Annotated in this window: 18 protein-coding genes and 1 tRNA gene; 1 reads left to right on the top strand and 18 read right to left on the bottom strand. The window is 46.8% G+C overall.

From position 1 onward, the window contains the following. Positions 1 to 90: 90 nt before the first annotated feature. From R0I52_RS03785 to R0I52_RS03750, 8 genes are all read right to left on the bottom strand, one after another. Positions 91 to 1,275: a hypothetical protein gene (locus R0I52_RS03785; RefSeq protein WP_317053226.1), complete on the bottom strand. Its 1,185-nt coding sequence runs from the start codon at positions 1,273 to 1,275 to the stop codon at positions 91 to 93. 131 nt (positions 1,276 to 1,406) lie between these two features. Then, positions 1,407 to 2,513, bottom strand: coding sequence for a 3-dehydroquinate synthase (gene aroB / locus R0I52_RS03780; protein ID WP_317053225.1), 1,107 nt, complete (start codon positions 2,511 to 2,513; stop codon positions 1,407 to 1,409). A 72-nt stretch (positions 2,514 to 2,585) separates the two neighbouring features. Then, on the bottom strand, positions 2,586 to 3,143 hold the full coding sequence (gene aroK, locus R0I52_RS03775; RefSeq protein WP_317053224.1) for a shikimate kinase AroK: 558 nt from the start codon (positions 3,141 to 3,143) through the stop codon (positions 2,586 to 2,588). Between the two features lie 158 nt (positions 3,144 to 3,301). After that, a complete protein-coding gene (gene pilQ, locus R0I52_RS03770; protein WP_317053223.1) occupies positions 3,302 to 5,686 on the bottom strand; it encodes a type IV pilus secretin PilQ in 2,385 nt (794 codons plus the stop codon). 27 nt (positions 5,687 to 5,713) lie between these two features. After that, entirely contained in the window at positions 5,714 to 6,247 is a 534-nt protein-coding gene (locus R0I52_RS03765) for a pilus assembly protein PilP (RefSeq protein ID WP_317053222.1), read from the bottom strand. After that, the gene (locus tag R0I52_RS03760; protein ID WP_317053221.1) at positions 6,244 to 6,951 is read right to left on the bottom strand and encodes a type 4a pilus biogenesis protein PilO; all 708 of its coding nucleotides are present in this window, start codon (positions 6,949 to 6,951) and stop codon (positions 6,244 to 6,246) included. Before R0I52_RS03760 ends, R0I52_RS03765 begins: the two co-directional genes overlap by 4 nt. Then, entirely contained in the window at positions 6,948 to 7,598 is a 651-nt protein-coding gene (locus R0I52_RS03755) for a PilN domain-containing protein (protein ID WP_317053220.1), read from the bottom strand. Before R0I52_RS03755 ends, R0I52_RS03760 begins: the two co-directional genes overlap by 4 nt. Beyond that, positions 7,598 to 8,653, bottom strand: coding sequence for a pilus assembly protein PilM (locus tag R0I52_RS03750; RefSeq protein WP_317053219.1), 1,056 nt, complete (start codon positions 8,651 to 8,653; stop codon positions 7,598 to 7,600). The genes R0I52_RS03755 and R0I52_RS03750 overlap by 1 nt, the downstream gene beginning before the upstream one ends. A gap of 194 nt (positions 8,654 to 8,847) precedes the next feature. On the opposite strand from R0I52_RS03750, the gene R0I52_RS03745 reads away from it, so the two are divergent. Next, positions 8,848 to 11,466, top strand: coding sequence for a PBP1A family penicillin-binding protein (locus R0I52_RS03745; protein ID WP_317053218.1), 2,619 nt, complete (start codon positions 8,848 to 8,850; stop codon positions 11,464 to 11,466). Positions 11,467 to 11,727: 261 nt separating this feature from the next. Here the strand turns inward: R0I52_RS03745 and R0I52_RS03740 are convergent, their stop codons facing one another. The 10 genes from R0I52_RS03740 to R0I52_RS03695 form a co-directional block, all read right to left on the bottom strand. Beyond that, a complete protein-coding gene (locus tag R0I52_RS03740) occupies positions 11,728 to 12,261 on the bottom strand; it encodes a DUF6586 family protein (protein WP_317053217.1) in 534 nt (177 codons plus the stop codon). A 157-nt stretch (positions 12,262 to 12,418) separates the two neighbouring features. Then, positions 12,419 to 16,636, bottom strand: a complete 4,218-nt coding sequence (gene rpoC, locus R0I52_RS03735) for a DNA-directed RNA polymerase subunit beta' (protein WP_317053216.1) — start codon at positions 16,634 to 16,636, stop codon at positions 12,419 to 12,421. A gap of 166 nt (positions 16,637 to 16,802) precedes the next feature. Then, the gene (gene rpoB, locus R0I52_RS03730) at positions 16,803 to 20,921 is read right to left on the bottom strand and encodes a DNA-directed RNA polymerase subunit beta (RefSeq protein WP_317053215.1); all 4,119 of its coding nucleotides are present in this window, start codon (positions 20,919 to 20,921) and stop codon (positions 16,803 to 16,805) included. A 628-nt stretch (positions 20,922 to 21,549) separates the two neighbouring features. Next, a complete protein-coding gene (gene rplL, locus R0I52_RS03725) occupies positions 21,550 to 21,924 on the bottom strand; it encodes a 50S ribosomal protein L7/L12 (RefSeq protein ID WP_105244189.1) in 375 nt (124 codons plus the stop codon). A gap of 126 nt (positions 21,925 to 22,050) precedes the next feature. Further along, positions 22,051 to 22,578, bottom strand: a complete 528-nt coding sequence (gene rplJ, locus R0I52_RS03720; RefSeq protein WP_075100325.1) for a 50S ribosomal protein L10 — start codon at positions 22,576 to 22,578, stop codon at positions 22,051 to 22,053. 428 nt (positions 22,579 to 23,006) lie between these two features. Further along, positions 23,007 to 23,708, bottom strand: a complete 702-nt coding sequence (gene rplA, locus R0I52_RS03715; RefSeq protein ID WP_317053214.1) for a 50S ribosomal protein L1 — start codon at positions 23,706 to 23,708, stop codon at positions 23,007 to 23,009. Beyond that, positions 23,709 to 24,140, bottom strand: coding sequence for a 50S ribosomal protein L11 (gene rplK / locus R0I52_RS03710; RefSeq protein WP_075100323.1), 432 nt, complete (start codon positions 24,138 to 24,140; stop codon positions 23,709 to 23,711). An 88-nt stretch (positions 24,141 to 24,228) separates the two neighbouring features. Further along, on the bottom strand, positions 24,229 to 24,759 hold the full coding sequence (gene nusG, locus R0I52_RS03705) for a transcription termination/antitermination protein NusG (RefSeq protein ID WP_075100322.1): 531 nt from the start codon (positions 24,757 to 24,759) through the stop codon (positions 24,229 to 24,231). A 69-nt stretch (positions 24,760 to 24,828) separates the two neighbouring features. Next, the gene (gene secE, locus R0I52_RS03700; protein ID WP_317053213.1) at positions 24,829 to 25,317 is read right to left on the bottom strand and encodes a preprotein translocase subunit SecE; all 489 of its coding nucleotides are present in this window, start codon (positions 25,315 to 25,317) and stop codon (positions 24,829 to 24,831) included. 51 nt (positions 25,318 to 25,368) lie between these two features. After that, positions 25,369 to 25,444: transfer RNA gene (locus R0I52_RS03695), tRNA-Trp, on the bottom strand. Positions 25,445 to 25,909 lie beyond the last annotated feature (465 nt).

Below are 25,909 nucleotides of genomic sequence, written 5' to 3'. Positions count from 1 at the left end.
ACTTGCCAAAAAAAGCCCACCAGCATCTTTGCTAATGGGCTTTATGACTATCGCTACGGCTACGGCTCTGATCAAATCATCAGATGCAACTTAATTGCTTTTTTCTTCAATCAGCTCTTTAATACTGTCGCCGTTATTTTTGGTCGCATTGTCACTTTTTGTAGAGTCGTCATTTTTGGCAGCGTTATTGTTTTTAGCTACGCCTTGGTTGGTGCTTTTATTGTCCGTGCCGGTATTGCTATTTTTATTGGGGTTACTGTTTTTATTGCTGGCGTTATTGACACCGCTATTTGCCGCGCTGTTTGCGCCTGCATTTGCCCCACTGCTACTACTTGGCGGCTTCGGCGTTGGCACGACTGGTGGCTTCTTATTGCTACTACCACCGCCTGCCGCTACCGGTTTTTGATTGTCCGCAGGTTTGTTGCTCGACTCTTCGTTGCCTGCGGTCACAGGCGACTGCTCTTCACCGCCTACGATACGCTCCTCAGTGACAGATAAGGTCTCAGAGGTGTCGATAGACTGGCGAATACTGGTCTCACTGCTGCTCGGTGCGCGCCGTGTTTCATCGACGTCGTTGTTATCGGTTTCGGCAGGTTGACGCACTGGCACTTCGCGCTTGGTCGGGCGCAAATCAACCGCGCGCACTCGCCTATTGCTCAGATCTTTTATGGGATCGGGGCGCTCATAATTATCGATAATACTGATATAACGATTGATTTCTTCTGGCAGCACGCGGACATCGGCCGGTAGTTTAAAGTCCACCAGTTTTGAGGCGCCAACCGCTTCTTGCGGACTGCTCATCAGCCCATAAGTCAGCATATAACGCACTTGGTTTTCGTCATCTAAATAGCGAAAATACGCAAACTTTTTGCGATCATCACGGCTTTCTAGATAGCTGACGATGACGTCGTTTTCGGCGACATTCATCACCTGCACTGTCCATTTGCCCTTGTTTGCTAGCAAATAGCGCTTGTCTTTGAACTCATCAGGATAGCTGCGCAAATCGCGAATGGTCGCATCAAAGCTGAGCGGCTGCACATCCGTATCCAGCTCATGCAAGGATTCTATGGTGAGCGGCTGCTCAAGCTCAGCACTAAGCGGCTGGGGCGCGGTTATCGGTGCGTTTTCGATTTTGGCACCCATCGCTGGGGTCTGACTAAACATCCAAACCAAAGCGGTAACCACGCCAAGTAGCAACGTCGCTACCAGCCACATCAATGCTTGGCGGCGATATGCTTGGCTTGCGCTACGCGTCGTCGATCTTGGTGCTGCCATGGGAGTATCCTTGGTGAAAATAGAGTTAAAAACGCAACATAAAGACTCGTTGAAAGTAAATGCCAGCGGTCACGTTAGGCGCCAAACGCACGTTGTCTTTACCAAACGCTTATAACTGTAAAACCAACATCTTACGTACTGTGTGCGGCCAGCACGTCGGTTAATAGCGTGGCATCAAAGTCATTGGTCAATACCGCCTCACCCAGTGATTTTAACAAAACCAGGCGGATTTGTCCGTGTTTCACTTTTTTATCATGGCCCATCAGATCAAGCGCAGTGTCCACTGCGATCGCAGGCGGATGGATGGGCAGATTTGCTAAGGTCAACACATGCTTGACACGCGCCACCTCCTCATTACTTAGCCAGCCCATTTTTTGTGAAAGCTCGGCGGCCTGTACCATACCAGCTGCCACAGCCTCGCCGTGTAGCCAGTTGCCGTAGCCTTGATGCGTCTCGATCACATGACCAAAAGTATGGCCAAAATTAAGCAAGGCACGCACACCTGACTCGCGCTCGTCTTGGGCCACGATATCGGCTTTATATTGACAGCAGCGCTTTACTGCCTCACCAAGCACAGCCAAATCCAGCGCCATCATGGCAGGCAGATTTCTCTCCAGCCACTGCAAAAAACCGACATCCATGATAAGGGCATACTTGATGACCTCTGCCAGCCCTGCTGAGAGCTCACGAGCGGGCAAGGTTTTGAGTGTACTCATATCAGCCAGTACCATTTGCGGTTGCCAAAAAGCACCAATCATGTTTTTGCCTTGTGCATGATTGATGCCTGTTTTGCCGCCGACACTAGAGTCTACTTGTGACAGCAGTGTCGTTGGTATCTGGATAAAATTTACGCCGCGCATAAAACTTGCTGCCGCAAAGCCTGTCATATCGCCAATGACGCCGCCACCTAGGGCGATGAGCGTCACGTCACGGTTAAAGTGGGCATCCATCAGTGCATCATAAATCTGATTGATACTGTCTTGGTTTTTATACTGCTCACCATCTGGCAGCACGCAGACTCTCACAGTAAAGTGCGCGGCCAGCGCTTGTTCAAATGCGGAGAGGTATAAAGGCGCAACCGTGTCATTGGTGACGATTAAAACCTGACGGCCCGTGATATAAGGCGCCACTTGCTGTGCCATACTGCCATTTTTGGCCGCATCTTCAGTGATAATAATGGGATAATCATGGCTTTGTGTCTGAACGGTTAAACCCTCAAAAAACAATGGCGTGGCCATGAAATACTCCTTAAATAGTGGTCATAAGCGATAAGCAGCTGACTGTCCGTCATCCGTATAGTATCTATACAGTTAGCTTTGATTATTAGGGGCGGTAATAGCAGACATGTCAAACGACGCCAGCTGCTGCAAGAGTTGATTGACCATATGACGCGGATAAGTATGGCCGGTTGGCATGATGATATGCGCCACTTGCCGGTATAGCGGATCACGGGTGCTGTAGAGATCCTGCAATATCTGCTTGGGGTTGGGCTGCTGTAGCAATGGTCGCGACTTGTCTTTTGCCGTACGCGCCATTTGTACATCAACGGGGGCATTGAGATATACGACGATGCCACGCTGGTGCAAAAACGCACGATTTGCGGCAGACATGACCGCACCGCCACCAGTCGCCAATACGATTTGCGGTTTTTGGGTCAACTCATCGATAGCGCGTGTCTCACGCTCGCGAAAGCCCGCTTCACCTTCTTTGGCAAATATCCACGCAATATCGGCACCTGTTTGCGACTCGATGTACCAGTCACTATCCAAAAACTCACGTCCTAGCTGCTTAGCCAGCAGTTTACCGATTGTCGTTTTCCCTGCTCCCATCGGCCCCACTAAAAACACCGACGGCAATTCCTCCACCATAGTACTTACTCAGCTAAATTAGCTATGATACAACGTCATTGATATTCTGGCTAGTAACGAGCCGCGATAATTGTCCGCAAAATCTCATTCATCTTTTGACTGACTCATAAAAAAAGCAAGCACTCAGGCTCGCTTTTTTAAAGTAGGTCATCCTATGATTAATTCAAGCGGCTGGTACCATCATTGATGAGTTTTGGTGTGACAAAGATCAATAGCTCTTCTTTGGCATTACTACGCACATCTTTGCGGAAGGCGCGGCCAATATACGGCAAATCCCCTAAGAAAGGCACTTTATCCACGCCGTTACTGGTACGGTTTTTGAACACGCCACCTAAGACCACAGTCTGGCCATCTTCGATAATGACGTTGGTTGAGATTGAGTCTTCAGCGATGGCGACCTGATTGTTGATGATGGTCGGTGTGCCATTGGTGATGAGGAGTTGTAAGCCAATCTTACCATCGGGGGTAATGTTTGGCGTGGCCTCCAAGCTCAGCGCCGCTTCTTTAAAGCTGGTAGTGGTCGCGCCACTGGCTGAGGCTTCTTGATACGGAATCTGAGTCCCAGATGACACCTTTGCAGTTTGTTTATCCGCGGTCAAAATTTTTGGCGTCGAGATGACTTCACCGCGGTTGTCCGCTTGCAGCGCTGATAGCTCAAGGTCCAGCATCACATCTGACATACTGAGCAAACCAAAGGCAATACTACCCGCTGGGTTGGCCACACCCAAATCGACGTTTAGGTTATCAGGGCGCGTGATGTCATAAGAGGGATACGAGACCGTCTGGCCGTTGACGGTGGTGGTCTCTACATCAAAGTCTTTTAAATCCCACAATGTCTGGTTACTGCCGCCTACCAATAAGTTACGGTTATTGGCCGCACCATTTGACAAGATACCCCAACGAACACCGATCTCTTTACTAAAGCTGTCGGTCGCACTGACAATACGCGCCTCGATCATCACCTGACGCACCGGAATATCGATTTTGCTGATCAGTTTATGAATGTTTTCAATACTGTCTGCCACATCTTTGACAATCAAGGTATTGGTACGCTCATCTACAGTGACGGTACCGCGATTTGACAACAAAGAGTTATTGTCGTCGGCACGGTTTGAGCGACCACCAGAAGAGCCGCTGCCTTGAGAGATCAATGTCAGCACATCTTGTGCTTTAGCATAGCTTAAGCGGATGTACTCTGTACGTAACGGTGCAAAAGATTCAACCGCTTGCTGCGCTTCAAGCTCACGTGCTTCTTGCTCTGCAAGCTCTGTCGCTGGCGCGACCAAAATCACATTGCCGTTTTCACGTTTGCCCAGATTTTTACTCTTTAAAATAATATCAAGCGCTTGATCCCAAGGCACGTTGATCAGGCGCAACGTGATGTTACCTGCGACCGAATCACTTGCCACGATATTCATCTCGGTAAACTGCGCCAAAATATCTAAGACGCTGCGGATTTCGACATCTTGGAATTCCATAGACAGTGGCTCACCGCTATAGACTCTTTCTTCGAGCGTCGGCTCACGCAGTAGCTCAGGCTTACTGATGCTGATATTTAGCTGATTGCCTGACTGGTAGGCTTGATACTCATAGTCGTCGTTCATATTGATGGTGACGACACCATTTTGACCTTGGTTTTTGGTATCAATACTACTGACCAGACCGCTATTGATATTTAGACGGCGCAGCAAGTTTCTAGGCACCGTACTGCCTGTCAAACGGACGACCAGCTTATTGCCTTGACGTTGTACATCTACTGGAATGGCTTCATTGGCCAAAGCGATACTGATATTACCACCACCATCGTTACCTGCAGTAAAATTGACGGCAGTTAGACCATCATAACTATACTGTTTACTCACTTGTGAGGCGGCAAGCTGTGGATCCAATAGCGGATTGACCCGAACCACCATCGTATCGGCTGGCACTTGGTTGTTAACCGCCGGAGTATCGGTGCTATTGACCGCCGCAACAGGAACGCTATTGGTTTCTACAATGGGGGTGACAACAGCTGTGGTTGTCATGCCACTACTGTTATTCAGCACGTCTTGCACAGGATCATTGGTGACTATTTGATTAACGACCGGTTGATTAACAGGTTGATTAACTACGGGGCGGCTAGGGTCAGTGATGGTCAGCAGCAAATCATTACCATCGACCGCTGTGGTATAGTTACCAGCTTGCTTGAGACCCACAATGAGACGCGTGGTGCTGTCACTGCTTAGTGTCGTGACATCATTGACCATACCGATGTTGTATTCGTTAAATCGGCTAGCCAGCCCATTTTGCACTTGTTCAAAATCTAGTACCAAACGGCTTGGATCATCTAGCTGATAGGCGGCAGGCAATACTGGCGCACCGGCAAAGCTCAAGCGCATTTGCGTCACGGCTGGCGCAGTTTGTACCACAGAGACGTTATTGATACGCTGGCCAGCTTGGGCATGGGTGCTCACTGCTACCATGCTGACTGCCAATGCTGAAACGGCAAAAGCAGAAGATACGCGGTTACTCATCGTCATTACCTTGTTGTTGCGTACTGTCATTATTTATTCCTCAAAAAATCTGCCGACTTAGCTTATAGGAGAGACCAGCGACTGGGGTTTTTCGATAAACCCTGCGCGGCTGTCTGGCACAATTTCAATCAAGTTAATCTGGGTCGGCGTGATTTCAACAATACGGCCGTCATTCAATCCAAGATAATCACCTACTTTCACACTCGCAACGGAGCCATCAGGACGTTGTACCAATGCATATCGCTGACCTTCAGGCGAAATAACGACACCGCGAAAGACCAGCTGTGATAGCTCGTACTGCTCAAGAGGCCCTTTGACTCTGGTAATATCGGGGCGTACACCATCGATAGGCGTCGTCGGCCCTTGTACATTGACTAAGCTTGGAGGCAAAAACGGGCTGCGCTGTGTGCTTGCGCTGTATACAAAATCCTCTACCAGCTCCGCTTTAGGTGGGGGCTCAATCGGCTGCGCTGGCTGGTTACGTATATCATTCATCGACTGCTGTGCCATCCCTATGCGATCGCTACAGCCTGTCATCGACAACACAGCTATACTTAACGCCAGTAGCGTGGGCAGTTTATTTATCATCATTGACTGTCTCCTGCAGCAGCGGCATCACCTTCAGGATTTGCTTCTTTTGAACGATAGGTTTTGGTCTGTAGTACCAGATTCAGCTCTGGCAATACATCCAAACTAGGCTGCGGGTTACTCACCTCAAAATCATGCATCGTGATGATACGAGGTAGGGCAGCCAGTCCACTGATAAAGCTGCCAAACTGATGATACTCACCCAATGCGGCAATACGTATCGGCTGCTCAATAAAAAACTCGTTTTCAATTTCAGGCTCGACCGAGATATCCTGAAAACGAATATTGCTGCCCACACCAGTCATGTTGATGCCCTCGACCAGCTCTGACACCCGTGTATCTTTTGGTAGTTGATCCAGTAACGATTTAAACTCAGCTTCCATCTGCACCACTTGCGCTTTATACGCTTCTAAGTGACGGGCGCGTGATTCTTTTTCACGATAGCTATCGAGCAAGGTTTGCTGCTGGCTTTCGGCGGCATTGATTTCATCGATTTTACTACTGATCGGCAGTGCCCATGACAATGCGGCGATAAAAACAATAATGAGCCCTATCACCGTTACTTTGACGGACAATGGCCAGCTACCATAGTTTTCGGAATCTAATGATTCAAAACTGCGACGAAACTCTTGTAAGTCAAACTGCTTTTTTGGCTTTAGGTCTGTTTTTTTGATTTTGATTAGGCTTTTTTTGCGGCTCAGTTTCATAACGCACCTCCAAGCCCAGTACCCTCTTCAGGTGTGGCCGTCTCTGACTGCACCTTTGTGGTTACCACAAACTGTACATAACTGTCTTCTGGATAAACAGGGCGCGTCTGCTCACCTGTATTTATGGTATTATTTAGCGTAGGCGCTGCCTGATAAGCACTGATGTTTTGTTGAATATTGCTGACAGCAGAGTTACCCATCCATTTACTACTATCAAGATTACGAATCAGATTAGACACCACATTTGGGTTGTCTGCCAGGCCGGTCAAGGTAATGACATCCCCTTCACGCTTGAGGTTATTGAGATAAAGCGCCGGCGGCATTGCTTTAGCCAAATCGTCCCATAGACGTACAGGAACAGGGCGGCGACCTTGCAAGTCTTGAATCACTTGCATACGTGAGATAATATCTTCACGGCGCTGCTCTAAGCTATCAATTTCGCTCAACACGGTGTCTAAGCGCGCGTTTTCTTGTTCAATCAAGGCATTGGCATCGAGCTGTTCTTCAAGCTCATTATTAAAATAGCTCCACGTAGCAAACGCGGCCAACAACGTCAGTAGTGTCACAGCTACCACAAGCGTGATAAACTCTTTATTGCGGCGTTCGCGCTCTTCGGCGCGCCAGGGTAAGAGGTTAATACGAGCCATTAGTCAAAGCTCCTTAACGCAAGACCACATGCGGCCATGAGGCTTGGGGCATCGATCGCCAGTTGCTCATTATCGATATGTGGCGCGATGGTCATATTGGTAAATGGATTGGCGATACTGACAGTCACGCCCAGTTTTTGTTGCGCCATGCCAGCCAGACCGGGAATCGAGCTACTACCCCCCGCGAGGACCACGTGATCGATATTGCTGTATTGGCTCGAAGAAAAATAGAACTGCAAAGAGCGAGTGATTTGCTGAATGGTGTTTTCGATAAACGGCGTCAATATCTCAGGATAGTAATCGTCAGGCAAAGTGCGCTCACGCTTACTCAGCGCCGCTTCCTCAGACGATAAACCATAGCGATTTTGTATTGCCTCTGTAAGCTGAGCACCGCCAAATAGCTGTTCGCGGCTATAGATAAATTCGCCATTTTTGGCGACATATAAGGTGGTTTGATTGTGACCAATATCTACCAAAGCGACTAATTCTGGTAGCCCTGGTAAATTATCTACCATCAAACCAAAAGCACGCTCAATGGCGTGCGACTCAATATCCATGACCTTGGTTTGCATGCCGCCAAAGGTTAAGGCATCGACGCGTTGGTCGACATTCTCCGAGCGGGAGGCGGCAAGTAACACCTGCACCATCTCGTCACTGACCAAAGAAGGGCCTAAGACCTCAAAGTCCAGGTTGACGTCTTCAAGAGGATAAGGCACGTATTGATCGGCATCGAGACGTATCTGCGCTTCGCGCTCGACATCGCTGAGTGCCATGTCCATATCGATGATCTTGGTAATCACCGCTGACCCTGATACGGCTGTCGCTGCATGGGCACCAGCCACTTGACAGCGTCTGGCCAAACTGGCAATCGTATCGCCAACGGCTTCAGTATCCACGATGAGTTTATCGACGACTACGCCTTCCGGTAGTCTTTCAATGCCATAAGATTTTAAGTGGAACATGCCTTGTTGGCGCTGTATGTCAACCAACTTTACTGAGGTGGCACAGATATCCACTCCAATCAAATGTCGACTTTTGGAAGTAAATAGCCTCACAAACTCTATACCTTATATTAAGTGTACAATCTGATAGTTATTTGTAATAATTGAATACAATACTTTACTTAATAGATAGATTCAAGCATTTAAATTATATATTAAGGCTAACTTACACATTTATTATGACCTCCCTATTTCGTTCAAGGTATAATGCACTACCTGTTGCAAATCATTAATTAATAAGTCTTATTATGGCCAAAAAAAATGCTACTGCTCACATTATTCACTTTTTGGTAGGGCTATTTATCGCTTGTTTAGCCTTGGCGGTCATCTTGGCAATGGCAGTTCCTATTGGCTTTTATGGCATGGCCATGTATTTATCGCCTACCCTGCCAAGTACGCAAGAGATAAAAACCGCGACGCTAGAAATGCCATTGCAGATATATAGTAGTGATGACAAACTCATCGGTCAATACGGCAATCGTTTATCATTACCGATCACTTTTGAGGAAATCCCTGAAGATTTGACTCATGCTTTTTTGGCCGCAGAAGATGCGTCTTTTTTCCAGCACAGTGGTATCAGCATTAAAGGTCTAGGTCGCGCGGTCACCGAAGTGGTGACCGATGATGATAGTCAAACAGGTGGCTCAACCATCACCATGCAGGTGGCCAAAAACTACTTTTTAAGCCCAGAGCGTACCTTAAACCGTAAACTAACTGAGCTGTTTTTAGCCCGTAAAATAGAAGACGAGCTCAGTAAAAACGACATTTTGACCCTTTATGTCAATAAGATTTATTTGGGTGAAGGCGCTTACGGCATCCGTGCGGCCGCCAAAAAATACTATAGTAAGTCACTAGACAACCTCACCATTGCAGAGATGGCAATGCTGGCAGGTCTGCCAAAAGCCCCTTCTAAGTACAATCCTGTTGCCAATCCTGAGCGCGCCCTGACCCGCCGCAACTGGATCATTGGTCGTATGCATGAGCTGGGTTATATCAGTCAAGCGCAGCATGATGAGGCAGTCAACTCTCCCATCGGTATCAAGCTCTATCAAGAAAAACTCGATGTTAATATGCCTTATTTGGCAGAGATGGCACGCTCTACCTTAGTAAATCGCTACGGCGAGCAGGTCATGCATGGTGGCTGGCGCGTACGTCTGACCGTCGATAGCAAAGCACAAACCGATGCAGAGGCCGCCGTACTCAAAGGTCTCATTGCTTATGAGCACCGCCATGGTTGGCGCGGCGCTGAAGCACATGATGAGCCATTAGAGAACTTTCGCCGGTATAGCAACCTATCACCTGCCAAAGTGACTAAAGTAAATGCTCGTAGTTTTGAGGCCACTATCCCCTCAGGTGAAACAGTAACGGTTAACTGGTCTGGTATGAGCTGGGCGCGCAAATACATTTCTGCCGATCGTGTCGGTTATTACCCCAGTAATGCCAGCCAAGTCGTCAGTAAAAACGATATTGTGCGCCTGATTCCGACAGCAAGCAATAATTGGCAGCTGGCACAAATTCCTGATATACAAGGCAGTCTGGTTTCGTTAAACCCAGAAACAGGTGCGCTTAACGCCTTAGTCGGTGGTTTTGATTTTAATCACAGTAAGTTTAACCGTGCGCTGCAAGGCTGGCGGCAACCTGGCTCTACTATCAAACCTCTAGTCTATACCGCAGCACTAGAAAAAGGCTACCGCCCTGATAGTATCGTCTCAGACCGCCCCATCCAAGTTGGTGACTGGAAACCCAAAAACTCTGACGGGCGTTTTTTAGGAGACATCACCTTACGTCGCGGTTTATATCTATCGCGCAACCTTGTCTCCATTCGTCTGTTACAGGCTATCGGTATCTCTGACACTCGTACATTATTAGATGAATTTGGTCTCGATAAAGAAAAGCTGCCAACTACCCTATCGTTAGCATTAGGCACAGGGCAAGCAACACCGCTACAGATGGCTACCGCTTATGCAACCTTTGCCAATGGTGGTCATCGTATACAGCCTTATTTTATTGAGCAAATTTATAACTACAATAACAAGCTGCTTTTTCAGGCCAACCCACAGCAAGCCTGCGCGTCATGTTTTAACGAGCAACTAGAGCGCGTCAACAAAAAACTGCTAGAAGATTATGATAGCGCGATCGAACAAGCGGCAACTGCAGATGCAGCAGCAGACTCAAAAGCAAGCGATGTCGAAGCAAAGAAAAAAACCGATAACAGCGATATCTACGACGCCAGTCCACAGTCGGATCGCCTAAAAGCACCTGCGGTACAGTACGTGATGGCCAAACAAGCACCACGTATCTTAAAGCCTGGAGTGGCTTTTGAGACGGCAGATATATTACGTGACGTCGTACGGCATGGTACAGCACGAAGAGCAAGAGCGCTCGGACGTGATGATATCGGCGGTAAAACCGGTACCACCAATGAAGCAAAAGATGCTTGGTTTGCAGGGTTTCATCCCAGTAACGCAACCGTCGTCTGGATGGGCTTTGATCAACCATCAACCATGGGCCGCCGCGAATACGGCGGGGTGGCAGCGCTACCAGTATGGATTGACTTTATGAAAGCCCAGCTCAAAGACACGCCTCATCAATGGGTCTCTATCAATAATCGCTCAAAATCCAAAAAACAAAAACAAAAAATCATAGAAATGACGGATGATGGTATCGTTACCAGCGATGAAGACGATAATACGCCTACCGACACTGCATCAGAACAACCTGTCAAAACCAGCACCCAGCAGCGCAAGCCGCCAGCACCTGAGCCAGTCGAAGACGAGCGTTCAGCATCAACGACACGTCATGATAGCGTACCGCAAAATCCGCTATCGGTCACCCCGGTGGAGCGTATGCCAGCCATGCCTGAGTAGCCCTACTAGTATGGTTAGTCCACTTTAAAGCCGATACAGTGCAGCTGGTATGAGCTTTGCGCAGCATCTGTCAGCGTAGACACAGCAAGTAAGAAAAACTTATACCAGTTGCACGTTAATTTGAGCCTATCGGCTTTATTTTGAACTGACTATACGTTATATAAAAAGCGTGTTTGGCCATGGTCAAACACGCTTTTTTCTTGATGCTGTCATGTAAGGTAGGGCCAAAAAGCCGTTAAACAACAGTATGGATCAGGGTGGTTAAAACTCAACCATACCCGCGCGCAGCTGCTCTATCAGCTCTAAGAGCTGCTGACGCCACTCGCGGATGGTGGCTTCATCTGGCAGCCACTGGTTCGATAACGTCACAACGCTGACAATAAGATCAGCCGCTTTCGCCTTATCCCCGCTTGCACCTAGCATCTCATCAATCACTGTATCTGGCGGTACCGCATACAAGCTACGCTGATACGCGCGCTCTATGTTGGCCACAAAGCCCTGCTGCTGCAGTTGTTGTAAACGCTGGACTTCAGGCGATACCTGCGTACGCGCACTTAGTGCTTGCTTGATATCGCATAATGTCGGCGCTGTCATGTTTAAACCATAAAAATGTCCAAGCTCCTGAGTAAAAGCCAACAATGCACCATATAAATGAAAAATAGCGGTTTCACAGTGAGCCTGATATAGCTGCTTATCATTGCTACTGTCCGCCGCTTGACAAGCAAGACGACAAAAATACAGCTTTTGATTGGTGCGGTCTGCTTGATACTTGGCAACACGGGTTTTACCAGCCATTGGCGATTCATCCTTCTATAAGATATAAGTGAGGGCTTATTTTTCAGTGTACTATTTTTTTGGATAACAGTACCACGTCTTTCTGATTTTTGTACGCGCACAAAAAAGCCAGCAACATAGGCTGGCTTTTTTGAGAGTGATAAGACATCAAAGACAATTAATTGTCTTGATTTAGCTCTTGCGCAAAGGCTTCATCAAAGCTTGCAAAGTCTTTACTATCGGTGCTAGCCGTCATATCAAAAGCTGCGTTTAGATCTGACTCTTGCAGTTTTTGCTCTGCTTTTTCTTTACGGGCTTTGTGATAAGCAAGCCCTGTACCAGCAGGAATCAGGCGACCAACGACCACGTTTTCTTTTAGACCACGTAGCTCATCAACTTTACCTGTTACCGCAGCAGCAGTTAGGACACGAGTAGTCTCCTGGAACGACGCCGCTGAGATAAAGCTTTCTGTTGCCAGACTTGCTTTGGTGATACCAAGCAATTGACGCTCGTACTGTACTGGGAACTTACCTTCGGCTTCAAGCTTGCTATTTAACGCTTTGATATCCGCGTACTCGACCTGATCGCCTTTAAAGTGGTTTGAGTCACCGCCATCAGTCACTTCAACTTTGCGCAGCATCTGACGAATAATAACTTCGATGTGCTTATCGTTGATTTTTACACCTTGCAGACGATAGACATCCTGCACTTCGTTAACGATATAATCAGCAAGGGCGGTTTGACCTTTTAGACGTAGGATATCGTGCGGGTTTTGCGGACCATCAGCGATGATCTCACCGCGAGCAACTGTCTCGTTTTCGAAGACGTTGATCTGACGCCATTTCGGGATTAGCTCTTCATGCACCTCACCATCTTCATTGGTGATGATAAAGCGGTTTTTCCCTTTGGTTTCTTTACCAAAGCTGACCACACCGGTCATCTCTGCCATGATCGCATGATCTTTTGGACGACGTGCTTCAAACAAATCAGCCACACGTGGTAGACCACCGGTAATATCCTTGGTACCTGATGACGCTTGTGGTACACGGCCTAATACCGAACCTGCGGCTACTTTTTCACCGTCGCTGACACGGATGATGGTTTCCGCTGGCAAGAAATAAACCACTTCTTTGCCTTCATCCGTATTCAAGATGATAGCAGGACGCAAATCTTTAGCCGAGCTTGAACGGTCACGAGTCGCTAAAATCTCAAACGAGCTCATACCCGTTGCATCATCGACTTTCACCGTCGCTGTCGAACCATCAATGATATCACTAAAGCGTGCCGTACCGGCGAACTCTGTGATAATTGGATGCGTATGCGGATCCCATTTAGCGATGGTTTGGCCGCCTTCGACTTGCTCTTCGTTTTTCACCAGAACACTTGAGCCATAAGGCACTTTATAGCGCTCACGCTCACGACCAAGCTCATCGGTCAACGCAAGTTCCGCTGAACGCGAGACGATAACCAAGTGACCATCAGTGTGTTCAACCGTTTTCATGTTTTCAAAATGCACTTGACCTGCATTACGTGCTGAGATGCTGTTGTCCACAGATGCAGAGCTTGCCGCACCGCCCACGTGGAAGGTACGCATGGTCAACTGAGTACCAGGCTCACCGATTGACTGCGCTGCCATGACACCAACTGACTCACCAATATTGACCTTATGACCACGAGCCAGATCACGACCATAACACTGTGAACACACGCCATGCTCTACTTCACAAGTAATCACTGAGCGTACCCAGATGTCATCAATGGCGTTATTGTCTAGCACATTTACCCAATGCTCATCGATCAACGTACCCGCTGGAATCAAGACTTTTGACGGATCGTCATTATACGTCACATCACGCGCGGTCACACGGCCCAGGACAAGCTCACCGAGTTTTTCGATGATCTCACCACCTTGGATGTGCGGCTTCATGAGCAAGCCTTCTTCGGTACCACAGTCTTCGCTGGTCACAACCAAATCTTGCGCCACATCGACCAAGCGACGCGTTAGGTAACCTGAGTTAGCCGTTTTTAGGGCAGTATCAGCCAGACCTTTACGCGCACCGTGCGTCGAGATAAAGTACTGTAGTACGGTCAAACCTTCGCGGAAGTTGGCTTTAATCGGTGTCTCAATGATTGAGCCATCTGGTTTTGCCATCAAACCACGCATACCAGCAAGCTGACGAATCTGCGCGGCACTACCACGAGCACCAGAGTCTGACATGATAAAGATAGAGTTAAATGATTTTTGCTCGTCTTCTTCACCTTGGGCATTGATGACTTTATCGGTCGCTAAGTTGTCCATCATCGCTTTAGCGACTTTATCGTTGGTACGCGACCAGATATCGACGACTTTGTTATAACGCTCACCTGCGGTCACAAAACCTTGCTCAAACTGATCTTCGATTTCGCGAACTTCTGCTTCGGCGGTTTCGATGATTTGTTTTTTCAGCGGCGGAATCACCATATCATCGATACCGATTGATACGCCTGATAATGTCGCTTGAGCAAAACCAAGATACATCAATTGGTCAGCAAACATGACACTTTCTTTGACGCCAACTTTACGGTAGCAAGAGTTGATCAAACGCGAGATGTTCTTTTTGGTCATCTCTTGGTTGCACTCATCAAACGACATGCCTTTTGGCATGATGTTCCAGATAAGCAAACGACCAGCCACTGTATCTTTTAGAGTGACTTCTTTGCTTTCGTTGCCCTCTGCATCGACATGCGTTTCTGTCACACGCACTTTGATTTTTGCGTTGACATGCAAGTCGTTTGAACCGATGGCACGCAAAGCTTCGTTGACGGTCGAAAATATCATGCCTTCGCCTTTGGCATTGATCGACGAGCGGCTAATGTAGTACAGACCAAGTACAACATCCTGTGAGGGTACGATGATTGGATCACCGTTGGCAGGCGATAGGATGTTGTTGGTCGACATCATCAATGCACGCGATTCGAGCTGAGCTTCTAGCGTCAATGGCACGTGTACGGCCATTTGATCACCATCAAAGTCAGCGTTAAACGCGGTACAAACCAGCGGATGCAATTGGATCGCTTTACCTTCAATAAGTACCGGCTCAAACGCCTGTAAACCCAAACGGTGAAGCGTTGGCGCACGGTTTAGTAGGACTGGATGCTCACGGATAACCATGGCCAGCATATCCCATACTTGCGGCTCTTCACGCTCTACCATCTTTTTGGCGGCTTTAATCGTTGTGGCTAGGCCATGCGATAGTAGCTTGTTGTAAGTAAATGGCTTAAACAACTCAAGTGCCATTTTCTTTGGCAGACCACACTGATGCAGACGCAGGGTCGGACCAACAACGATGACCGAACGGCCAGAGTAATCAACACGTTTACCAAGTAAGTTTTGACGGAAACGACCTTGCTTACCTTTGATCATGTCTGCCAAAGATTTCAATGGACGCTTGTTACTACCAGTAATTGCACGACCACGGCGACCGTTATCAAGCAAGGCATCCACTGATTCTTGTAGCATGCGTTTTTCGTTACGTACGATGATATCAGGTGCGCTTAGCTCGAGCAGACGCTTTAGACGGTTGTTACGGTTGATGACACGGCGATAAAGATCGTTTAGATCTGATGTCGCAAAACGGCCACCTTCTAGTGGTACCAATGGGCGCAAGTCTGGTGGCAATACTGGTAAGATATTCATTACCATCCACTCAGGCTTGTTGTTCGAGTCACGGAACGCTTCTAATAGTTTTAGGCGCTTAGACATCTTTTTGAGCTTGGTTTCAGAGCCTGTTTGCGGAATCGCTTCGCGCAGCTCATCAATCTCGAGATCAATATCGATGTCTTTGAGCAGGTCTTGTACCGCTTCTGCACCCATTTTGGCGGTGAATTCGTCACCGAACTCTTCTAGGGCTTTGTAGTAGTCTTCATCATCGAGCAGCTGGTACTTCTCTAAAGAAGTCAGGCCAGGCTCAGTGACGATATAGCTCTCAAAGTATAGAACGCGTTCGATATCGCGTAGGGTCATGTCGAGCAGTAGACCGATACGGCTTGGCAGAGACTTTAAGAACCAAATATGCGCAACAGGGCTTGCAAGGTCAATGTGACCCATACGATCACGGCGAACTTTGGCAGTGGTGACTTCTACGCCACACTTCTCACAGATAACGCCTTGGAACTTACGGCGTTTATACTTGCCGCACAAACATTCAAAGTCTTTGACTGGGCCAAAAATTTTGGCACAAAACAGACCATCACGCTCAGGCTTAAATGTACGGTAGTTGATTGTTTCTGGTTTTTTAACTTCACCATGTGACCACGACTTAACCACATCAGGGGCGGCTAAGGTAATTTGAATACTATCAAACTCTTGATTACCGCTAGCGGTAGGGCTTTGCATGATATCGAGTAAATCTTTCAAGTTGCTTCTCCGTTATCTTTATAATCATCTAGCAGCATATTGTCGACGCCAAGTTAGATGAATGAAGGCAATGAATCGGGTTGAGACAAATTACCAAAAGCAGTCGCCATAAGCGTACTACTTTTGGTTGACAACTAAGTTAAACAGCAATCTTTCTGCTTTGGGTTTAGTTGCTTTGTTTTAACTCAATATTAATACCCAGTGATTTGATTTCTTTGGTCAGTACGTTGAATGACTCAGGCATACCCGGATCCATGTACTGCTCACCATCGACGATGTTTTTGTACATACGGGTACGGCCTTCGACGTCATCTGATTTCACTGTCAGCATCTCTTGCAACGTGTAGGTCGCGCCGTACGCTTCTAGTGCCCATACTTCCATCTCACCGAATCTCTGACCACCGAACTGTGCTTTACCACCTAGTGGCTGCTGGGTGACCAGTGAGTAAGAACCCGTTGAACGCGCGTGCATCTTGTCATCGACCAAGTGGTTAAGCTTGAGCATATACATGTAACCCACGGTCACTTTACGGTCAAACTTCTGACCGGTACGGCCATCATACAAGGTTTGCTGACCATCACGATCCATACCAGCAAGCTCTAGCAAGTCTTTGACTTGATACTCGTGAGCACCATCAAACACTGCTGTACCCATCGGCACGCCATCACGTAGATTGTCTGCTAATGCCAAGATATCATCATCAGACAAGCTGTCTAGATCGACTGACTCACCACCGACTTGGTTGTAAATCTTGTCTAAAAACTCACGTAACTCTTTGACTGCCGCCTGTGCTTTTAGCATACCGTCAATCTTTTCACCCAAGCCTTTGGCCGCCATACCCAAATGCGTCTCAAGCACCTGACCGATGTTCATACGCGATGGTACACCTAGCGGGTTCAATACGATATCGACAGTATTGCCATGCTCATCATACGGCATGTCTTCGACCGGCATGATGCGTGATACCACACCTTTGTTACCATGACGACCGGCCATTTTATCCCCTGGCTGGATACGACGTTTCACCGCCAGATAGACCTTGACGATTTTTTGGACGCCATGCTGCAAGTCATCACCAGCCGTTAATTTGCGTTTTTTCTCTGCAAATTTCACATCGATGTCTTTTTGCTTATCGACCAAGTAATCAGCGATCTGGGTGAGACGCTCAGAGATCTCTTCTTCGACTGGCTGGATATCAAGCAGCGTCTCAAGGCTCATCTCTTTCATGTCAGCCAACGCCATGACTGTACCGGCTTTTAGACCAGCACCGCCACTGACTTTTTGACCATCAAGCAAGGTACCAATACGGCCGCGAGCCGCTTCTTCAAAGATACGTAGCTCTTCTTTTAAATCTTTACGATAGCTATCAAGCTGCGACTTCTCGATTGCTTTGGCACGCGCATCTTTTTCGACACCATCACGGGTGAAGACTTGTACGTCGATGACCGTACCTTTGCTTGAGGTTGGCACCCGCAGTGAGGTATCTTTTACATCAGCGGCTTTTTCACCAAAGATAGCCCGTAGCAATTTCTCTTCTGGCGTGAGCTGCGTCTCACCTTTTGGTGTGACTTTACCAACCAAGATGTCGCCTGCGTCTACTTCAGCACCGATATAAACGATACCTGCCTCATCAAGGTTTGAGAGCGCCGCTTCACCAACGTTTGGAATATCAGCAGTGATTTCCTCTGTTCCAAGCTTGGTATCACGCGCCACACAAGTCAATTCTTGAATATGAATGGTGGTAAAGCGATCTTCTTTCACCACTTTTTCAGAAAGCAAAATCGAGTCTTCGAAGTTATAACCATTCCACGGCATAAAGGCGATACGAATGTTTTGACCAAGCGCCAACTCACCCAAATCGGTTGATGGGCCATCAGCTAAAATATCCCCTGAAGCGATTTCGTCGCCTTGGTTGACAATGATGCGCTGGTTGATACAAGTATTTTGGTTTGAGCGTGTGTATTTGATCAAGTTATAGATATCGATACCCGCTTCGCCCGCGACCATCTCCTCTTCGTTGACACGCACGACGATACGTGAGGCATCGACGTCTTCGATCACACCGCCGCGCTTAGCGATCACACAAACGCCAGAGTCACGCGCGACGTGACGCTCCATACCCGTACCCACTAACGGCTTATCCGCACGTAGCGTCGGAACCGCCTGACGCTGCATGTTTGAACCCATCAATGCACGGTTGGCATCATCATGCTCTAGGAATGGGATCAAACCTGCGGCGACCGACACTACCTGACTTGGCGACACATCCATATGCGTCACTTTTTCTGGTGGCATACGGACAAATTCACCATAGCTACGCACACTGACCATCTCATCGCTCAGCTCACCGTTTTCATTCACTGGCGAATCTGCCTGAGCAATGACCGTACCAACTTCTTCGATGGCAGATAAGTATTCGATCTGGTCAGTTACTTTGCCATCAACCACACGGCGATAAGGCGTTTCTAAGAAACCAAAGCTGTTGGTTTTGGCAAAGGTCGCTAGTGAGTTGATCAGACCAATGTTTGGACCTTCAGGCGTCTCAATCGGACAGACACGGCCATAATGGGTGTCATGAACGTCACGTACTTCAAAGCCTGCACGCTCACGGGTCAGACCACCTGGGCCAAGCGCGGATACACGGCGCTTATGGGTGACTTCAGACAATGGGTTGTTTTGGTCCATAAACTGTGACAACTGACTTGAGCCAAAGAACTCTTTAACTGCCGCTGCTACTGGTTTTGAGTTGATCAAATCTTGTGGCGATAAGTTATCAGATTCAGCTGACGACAGACGCTCTTTGACCGCACGCTCTACGCGCACAAGGCCGACGCGGAACTGGTTCTCTGCCATCTCGCCCACTGAACGAATACGGCGGTTACCTAAGTGATCGATATCGTCGACTTCACCGCGACCATTACGAATCTCAATCAGCTCTTTTAACACATTGATGATGTCATCATTGGTTAACACACTACGCGCACGCTGGATATCAGCGTCGTCAGTGTCCTCAAACTCAAGACCTAGGCGACGGTTAAACTTCATACGACCGACGTTTGACAAGTCATAACGATCGGCGTTAAAGAACATGCTCTCAAACAGCTTTTCAGCGGTCTCAACCGTTGGTGGCTCACCTGGGCGCATGACTTTGTAGATCTCAATCAATGCTTCTTCACGGCTAGAAGTGGTATCAGCACGTAGCGTATCGGCGATATAACTGCCTTGATCGATATCGTTGGTGAACAAAATGCTAAACTCTTTGAGCGCATCACTGGCTTCAAACGCACTGAGCTTGACCAGTAATTCATGATCGATGAGCGTATTGGCATGAGCAATCACTTCACCGTTGACCACGATATCTTCAGCCAAGATGCGCTCGTATAGATATTCATCAGGCACAGCAATTTTGGTCATACCTGCTTGCTCTAGCTGACGGATACGGCGAGCATTGATACGTTTGCCCTGCTCGACGATGACATCACCGTCAGGTGAGACGATATCGAACTGAGCCATCTCGCCGCGCAGACGATCAGCGACCAGATCAATCTCAAACTGCTCTTCACCTTTATAGACTTTTACCTTATCAAAGAACAAGTCTAAGATTTCAGAGGTCGTCAAACCAAGCGCACGTAAGATAATAGACGCAAGTAACTTACGACGACGGTCAATACGAGCAAAAACTAAGTCTTTGGCATCAAATTCAAAGTCAAGCCATGAGCCGCGGTAAGGAATGATACGAGCGTTATAAAGCACCTTACCACTTGAGTGCGACTTACCTTTATCATGATCAAAGAACACACCAGGCGAGCGGTGCAATTGTGATACGATGACACGCTCAGTACCATTAATAATAAAGGTACCGTTATCAGTCATCAGTGGTATCTCGCCCATATAGACGCTTTGCTCACGGATGTCTTTAATCGCCGCTTTGCTGTCTTTGTCTTTGCTGTCTTTGTCCTTGATAATCAAACGGATCTTGACACGCATCGGTGCTGCAAACGTTGAGCCACGCAAGATACACTCACGCTCATCAAACTCAGGCTCGCCTAAGTAATATTCAACGAATTGTAGCTCTGCATTACCAGAATGACTCTCAATCGGAAAAATAGATGAAAAGGCAGCTTGCAGACCAGTATTCTCACGAGCTTTCGGCTTTTTGTGCTCTTGCAAAAATTGCTCATAAGAATCTACTTGAATAGACAGTAAATAGGGAATGTCCATTACAGTGGGCAATTCAGCAAAACTTTTGCGAATACGCTTTTTTTCAGTATAAGAATATGCCATCGAGAGTCCTTACAGTAAACGTGGAAACAAATTAAAAGCGTGACATGTGTGCATAAATACTATGCAAACATAGCAACGTAAACGTTAATATAAAACAGGTGTTCGTGTTCAGTTTATATCTTTTGTTAATGACTACTTTACTACCAGTGCCGGCTTAGCACCTCTATCAAGTTTTGTCATCAGTATCTAGGTCTTTTACCTAAATCACCCAGCCAAAACCCCATCAGCTGTCACTCATCAAAACCAATATCGTCGCTGATATCTACCGTCTACGAGCCTACATACTGACAGTACAACCATGCAAAATAAATAACCTAAGATCAACAGCTTATTAGAACTAATAATATTGGGGATAACTATAACTTTTAGAATCAGTGTAAACTATAGCGTTAATGGAAAAGCATGCAGACACAAAAAAACGCCAAACATCTCAAGACGTTTAGCTCATATCACTGATTTTAAAAACTGGCATGTGTGCTTGCATGTATATCGTCTGTCCTTTTGATGGGTATCCACCGTGATGTTGCATACGTATGTTGGCAGACACAAAAGGTCAAGCTACGAATTATAGTAAAAAAAAGCTGGCAATGCAAGGCATTACCAGCTTTTTTTTCGTACAGCGTTAAACTTATTTTAGTTCAACAGTTGCACCAGCTTCTTCAAGTTTCTTTTTCAACTCTTCAGCTTCGTCTTTAGATGCGCCTTCTTTGATTGGTGCTGGAGCACTTTCAACCAAATCTTTCGCTTCTTTTAGGCCAAGACCAGTTGCTTCACGTACAGCTTTGATAACGCCAACTTTCTTGTCGCCGAAGCTAGCAAGAACAACGTCAAACTCGTCTTTTTCTTCAGCAGCAGCAGCGCCACCAGCGGCAGCAGCAGGTGCAGCAGCAGCAACAGCAGCAGTTACGCCGAATTTTTCTTCCATATCGCTGATTAGCTCAACGATGTCCATTACTGACATTTCAGCGATTGCGTTTAACACATCTTCTTTAGATAGTGCCATGGGAACTCTCCGTTATCTGATAAAAATTAATTGATTTTAATATCGCTTTGGTCGTTTGCCAAATATGCAAATAGAGTTGGCAATACAGTACAACCAGCGATGTCAAAGTTACGTTAAAACAAGCAATTAAGCAGCTTCTTTTGCGTCTTTGATTGCCGCTACAGTGCGAACGAACTTGCCAGGAACAGCGTTCATAGTCTGGACAAGCTTGGTCACTGGTGCGTTCATAGTTGCCATCAAGATAGAGATTGCTTCGTCGCGAGTTGGTAGCTTCGATACGCGCTCTAGCTCTTCTGGACCATAAACTTCACCACCGACTGATACTATTTTGGTCTCTAACGCTTTGTTTTCTTTGCTAAAGTCGAAAACGACTCTGGCAGCAGAACCCAAGTCTTCCATAGAGAAAGCCAAAAGTAGTGGACCAGTCATACGGTCTGACATGCTCTCAAAATTAGTGCCTTCAAACGCACGTTTTGCTAGGGTGTTTTTCACCACTTTTAAAACGACGCCTTTTTCACGAGCTTGTTCGCGCAGCTTAGTAAGCTGTGCAACACCAATACCGTGATATTCGGCAGCTACTGCTGAGTAAGCATTAGCAGCAACTTCAGACACTTCAGCCACAACTTGTTGTTTTTGTTCTAGCGTTAATGCCATAAGTTGACTCCTTTAATCTTATCAATCCGCTCATCTTTTAGTTAAAAACGATCAGCTAAGATTGACTTGATACGACACGTTATTCATAACTTCTAAAAATAAAGTTTATTCATAACGACTGATTACGGCACCGTTATCAGACTGACATCGAGTGATAGCTTGGTATAAATACCGGTTTATCGGCTCTTATCAACAACTGGGTGGGTCACCGTCTGCGTAGGACAACTAAGATTTTCATCTGTCGTCGATTAACAAAAGCAGCTTATCGTCATCACTAGCTGTCAAAAGACCACTTAATAATAACGTGAAACCGCTTTCTACCTACGGTCTTAGACAGCATAGCGTTTGCTACGCTGACCTAATTCTTTAAAACAATATATGCTCTTTATTCAAAATCGTCGAATATCGAGTAATTTTTATGCAAAAAACTATTTAGCCACGCGATAAGGAACAGGATCGATAGTGATGCCTGGGCCCATGGTGCTAGACAATGTGATTTTCTTAATGAATGTACCTTTAGACGTAGCAGGCTTGGCGCGCTTTAGATCTGAGATCAATGCTTGAACGTTTTGGGCAACTTGTTCAGTTGTAAAACCAACTTGACCGATAGTGGTGTGGATGATACCCGCTTTGTCAACACGGTACTGTGCTTGACCAGCTTTGGCATTGGTCACAGCTTCCGCAACGTTTGGCGTTACTGTACCAACTTTCGGGTTAGGCATTAGGCCACGTGGACCTAGGATTGTACCTAGTTGACCCACCACACGCATCGCATCTGGAGCTGCGATAACGACGTCAAAGTCCATGTTACCGGCTTTAATGTCTTCTGCTAGGTCTTCAAACCCTACAACGTCTGCACCAGCTTCTTTGGCGGCTTCAGCAGCAGCGCCTTGAGCGAATACGGCAACGCGTTTGGTTTTACCAGTACCGGCAGGTAGATTGGTAGCACCACGAACGACTTGGTCAGATTTACGTGGATCAACGCCCAAGTTTACTGCGATGTCGATAGACTCTTTGAACTTCAAAGGTGGCAAATCGTTTAGGATTTGAACCGCTTCTTCAAGAGTGTATAGCTTTTCGTTTTCAACGCGATCAGCGATTAGCTTTTGACGCTTAGTAAGTTTACTCATTTACACACCCTCCACGGTAATACCCATTGAACGAGCGGTACCAGCGATGGTACGAACAGCAGCGTCAAGATCAGCAGCAGTCAAATCTGCGTCTTTAGTCTTCACGATTTCTTCTAGTTGTGCACGGTCAACTTTACCGACTTTTGCGGTGTTTGGCGTACCAGAACCTTTCGTGATACCAGCGGCTTTACGTAGTAAAAACGCAGCTGGTGGTGACTTCATGATAAAAGTAAAAGACTTATCGCTATAGACAGTGATCTCAGTTGGGATCGGCAGACCCGGCTCTTGAGATGAAGTCGCAGCGTTAAATTCTTTACAGAACGCCATGATGTTCACGCCTTTTTGACCCAAAGCTGGACCAATCGGTGGTGAAGGGTTTGCTTTACCTGCAGGCACTTGCAGTTTGATGTAACCATCAATCTTCTTAGCCATGATACTCTCCTAAATGGGTGATAACGCCAAATCAACGCGATATAAACCTCGTCGAAAAACAGCTCCCCGGTTAATAAACTTTATAGGTTTAGTCTAGTTTTTCAACTTTACTAAACTCAAGCTCGACCTGAGTCGGCCTATTAAATACGTTTACCGTCAGATGTAGTTTAGACTTTTCATAGTCCACTTTTTCTACCAACCCTTTAAAGTCAGTAAATGGACCATCGATGACCAATAATTCTTCGCCTGGCTCAAAGAGCGTCTTAGGACGTGGGTCAGCTTCAGTCTGATTTAGACGGTTCAAAATACGATCCGCTTCTGCTTGCGTGATGGGCGCTGGCATCTCTGGCGTACCGCCAATAAAGCCCATAATACGTGGACAGTCTTTGACGATGTGCCACGTATTGTCATTCATTTCCATCTGGATCAATACATATCCTGGAAAGAACTTACGCTCACTTTTACGCTTTTTGCCGTCTTTCATTTCGACGACTTCTTCTGTCGGCACCAACACATCACCGAACGAATCAGCAAACTCACTGCGGTTGATACGATCAGTTAATGAACGCTGTACTTGCTTTTCATATCCTGAAAATGCTTGGACAATATACCAACGCATATCACGCTCCTGATCATTATAAATAAGTCGTTATCTATCCATTTTGGTTTTGCCCACTAATACGTGTGACTAGCCAATAAAGATACCAACGAACCAATTAAAAAAGTTATCCAACAGCCAAATAAAAAACCCAACAATCGCAATCACGACAAGCACTTGCCATGTGTACTGAAAGGTTTCGTCTTTACTCGGCCAGGTCACTCGGCGTAGCTCAACCGCGGCGTCTTTTAATAATATTTTGAAAGCACGACCCTGATGGGTTAAGACCAGACACACAAAAGCAACCACAACCAAAGCAACAATGATACCAATACGCACCCAGATATCATTGGCAGGCTGCCAATAACCGGGTAAATACTGATTGACCAATGTTGCCGCAATTAATACTACTGCGGCTATAAGCCACAAAATCAAATCTTTGATTGAGCCTGTCTTAGCAACCTCGACCGCAGTGGTCTTATTGCCTGCTGAGACGTGCTTACCTTTAGTCAGCATCGAGCTCGCCGTCGCCTTGGCATCAGATAACTTATTCTCGAGGTTATCTTGATTATTGCTCATAAAGAACTCGCTTCGGAGATGGTGAGGTACAACAAAGATGTGATAAGAAGATGGCAGGCGATGTAGGACTCGAACCTACAACCCTCGGTTTTGGAGACCGATGCTCTACCAATTGAGCCAATCGCCTATGGGTGTAAAGGACAGCATTATACAATATTTAGCATAGAATGCAAGCCCTTAGCGGTAAAATCATCATTTTTACCGAGCTTTGCTCTTAGTCATTTTTCGGCTATATCAGTCTTAACTAGATAAAAACTGATGGTCCAACTGACTTTTTAGAAGTAGCGTTAATATAGCAAGCTCTCATAAAAAATACAATAGACTAAAAACAAAAATAACGGTATTTTTCCCTACTGCAGTTATTGATAGTTATAGCTTTAAAAAACATGGTTTTATGAAGCATCCTTCCCTCCCCTTTCTCTCATAACTCCCATAAACCCTTATAAGCACCCAAAAAAAAGCCACCCTATAAAGGATGGCTTTTCACTACTCAATACTCGGTGTCAGCTTGTGCTGAGATCAGTATCGCTTAGTTTTTAACGTTAGCTACCACACCAGCACCTACAGTACGGCCACCTTCACGGATAGCGAA

The sequence above is a fragment of the Psychrobacter sp. CAM01 genome, assembly GCF_032842965.1.
Taxonomy (GTDB): domain Bacteria; phylum Pseudomonadota; class Gammaproteobacteria; order Pseudomonadales; family Moraxellaceae; genus Psychrobacter; species Psychrobacter celer.
The sequence above is the reverse complement of the archived record's forward strand: the minus strand, read 5'-3'. Positions and strand labels throughout refer to the sequence as shown.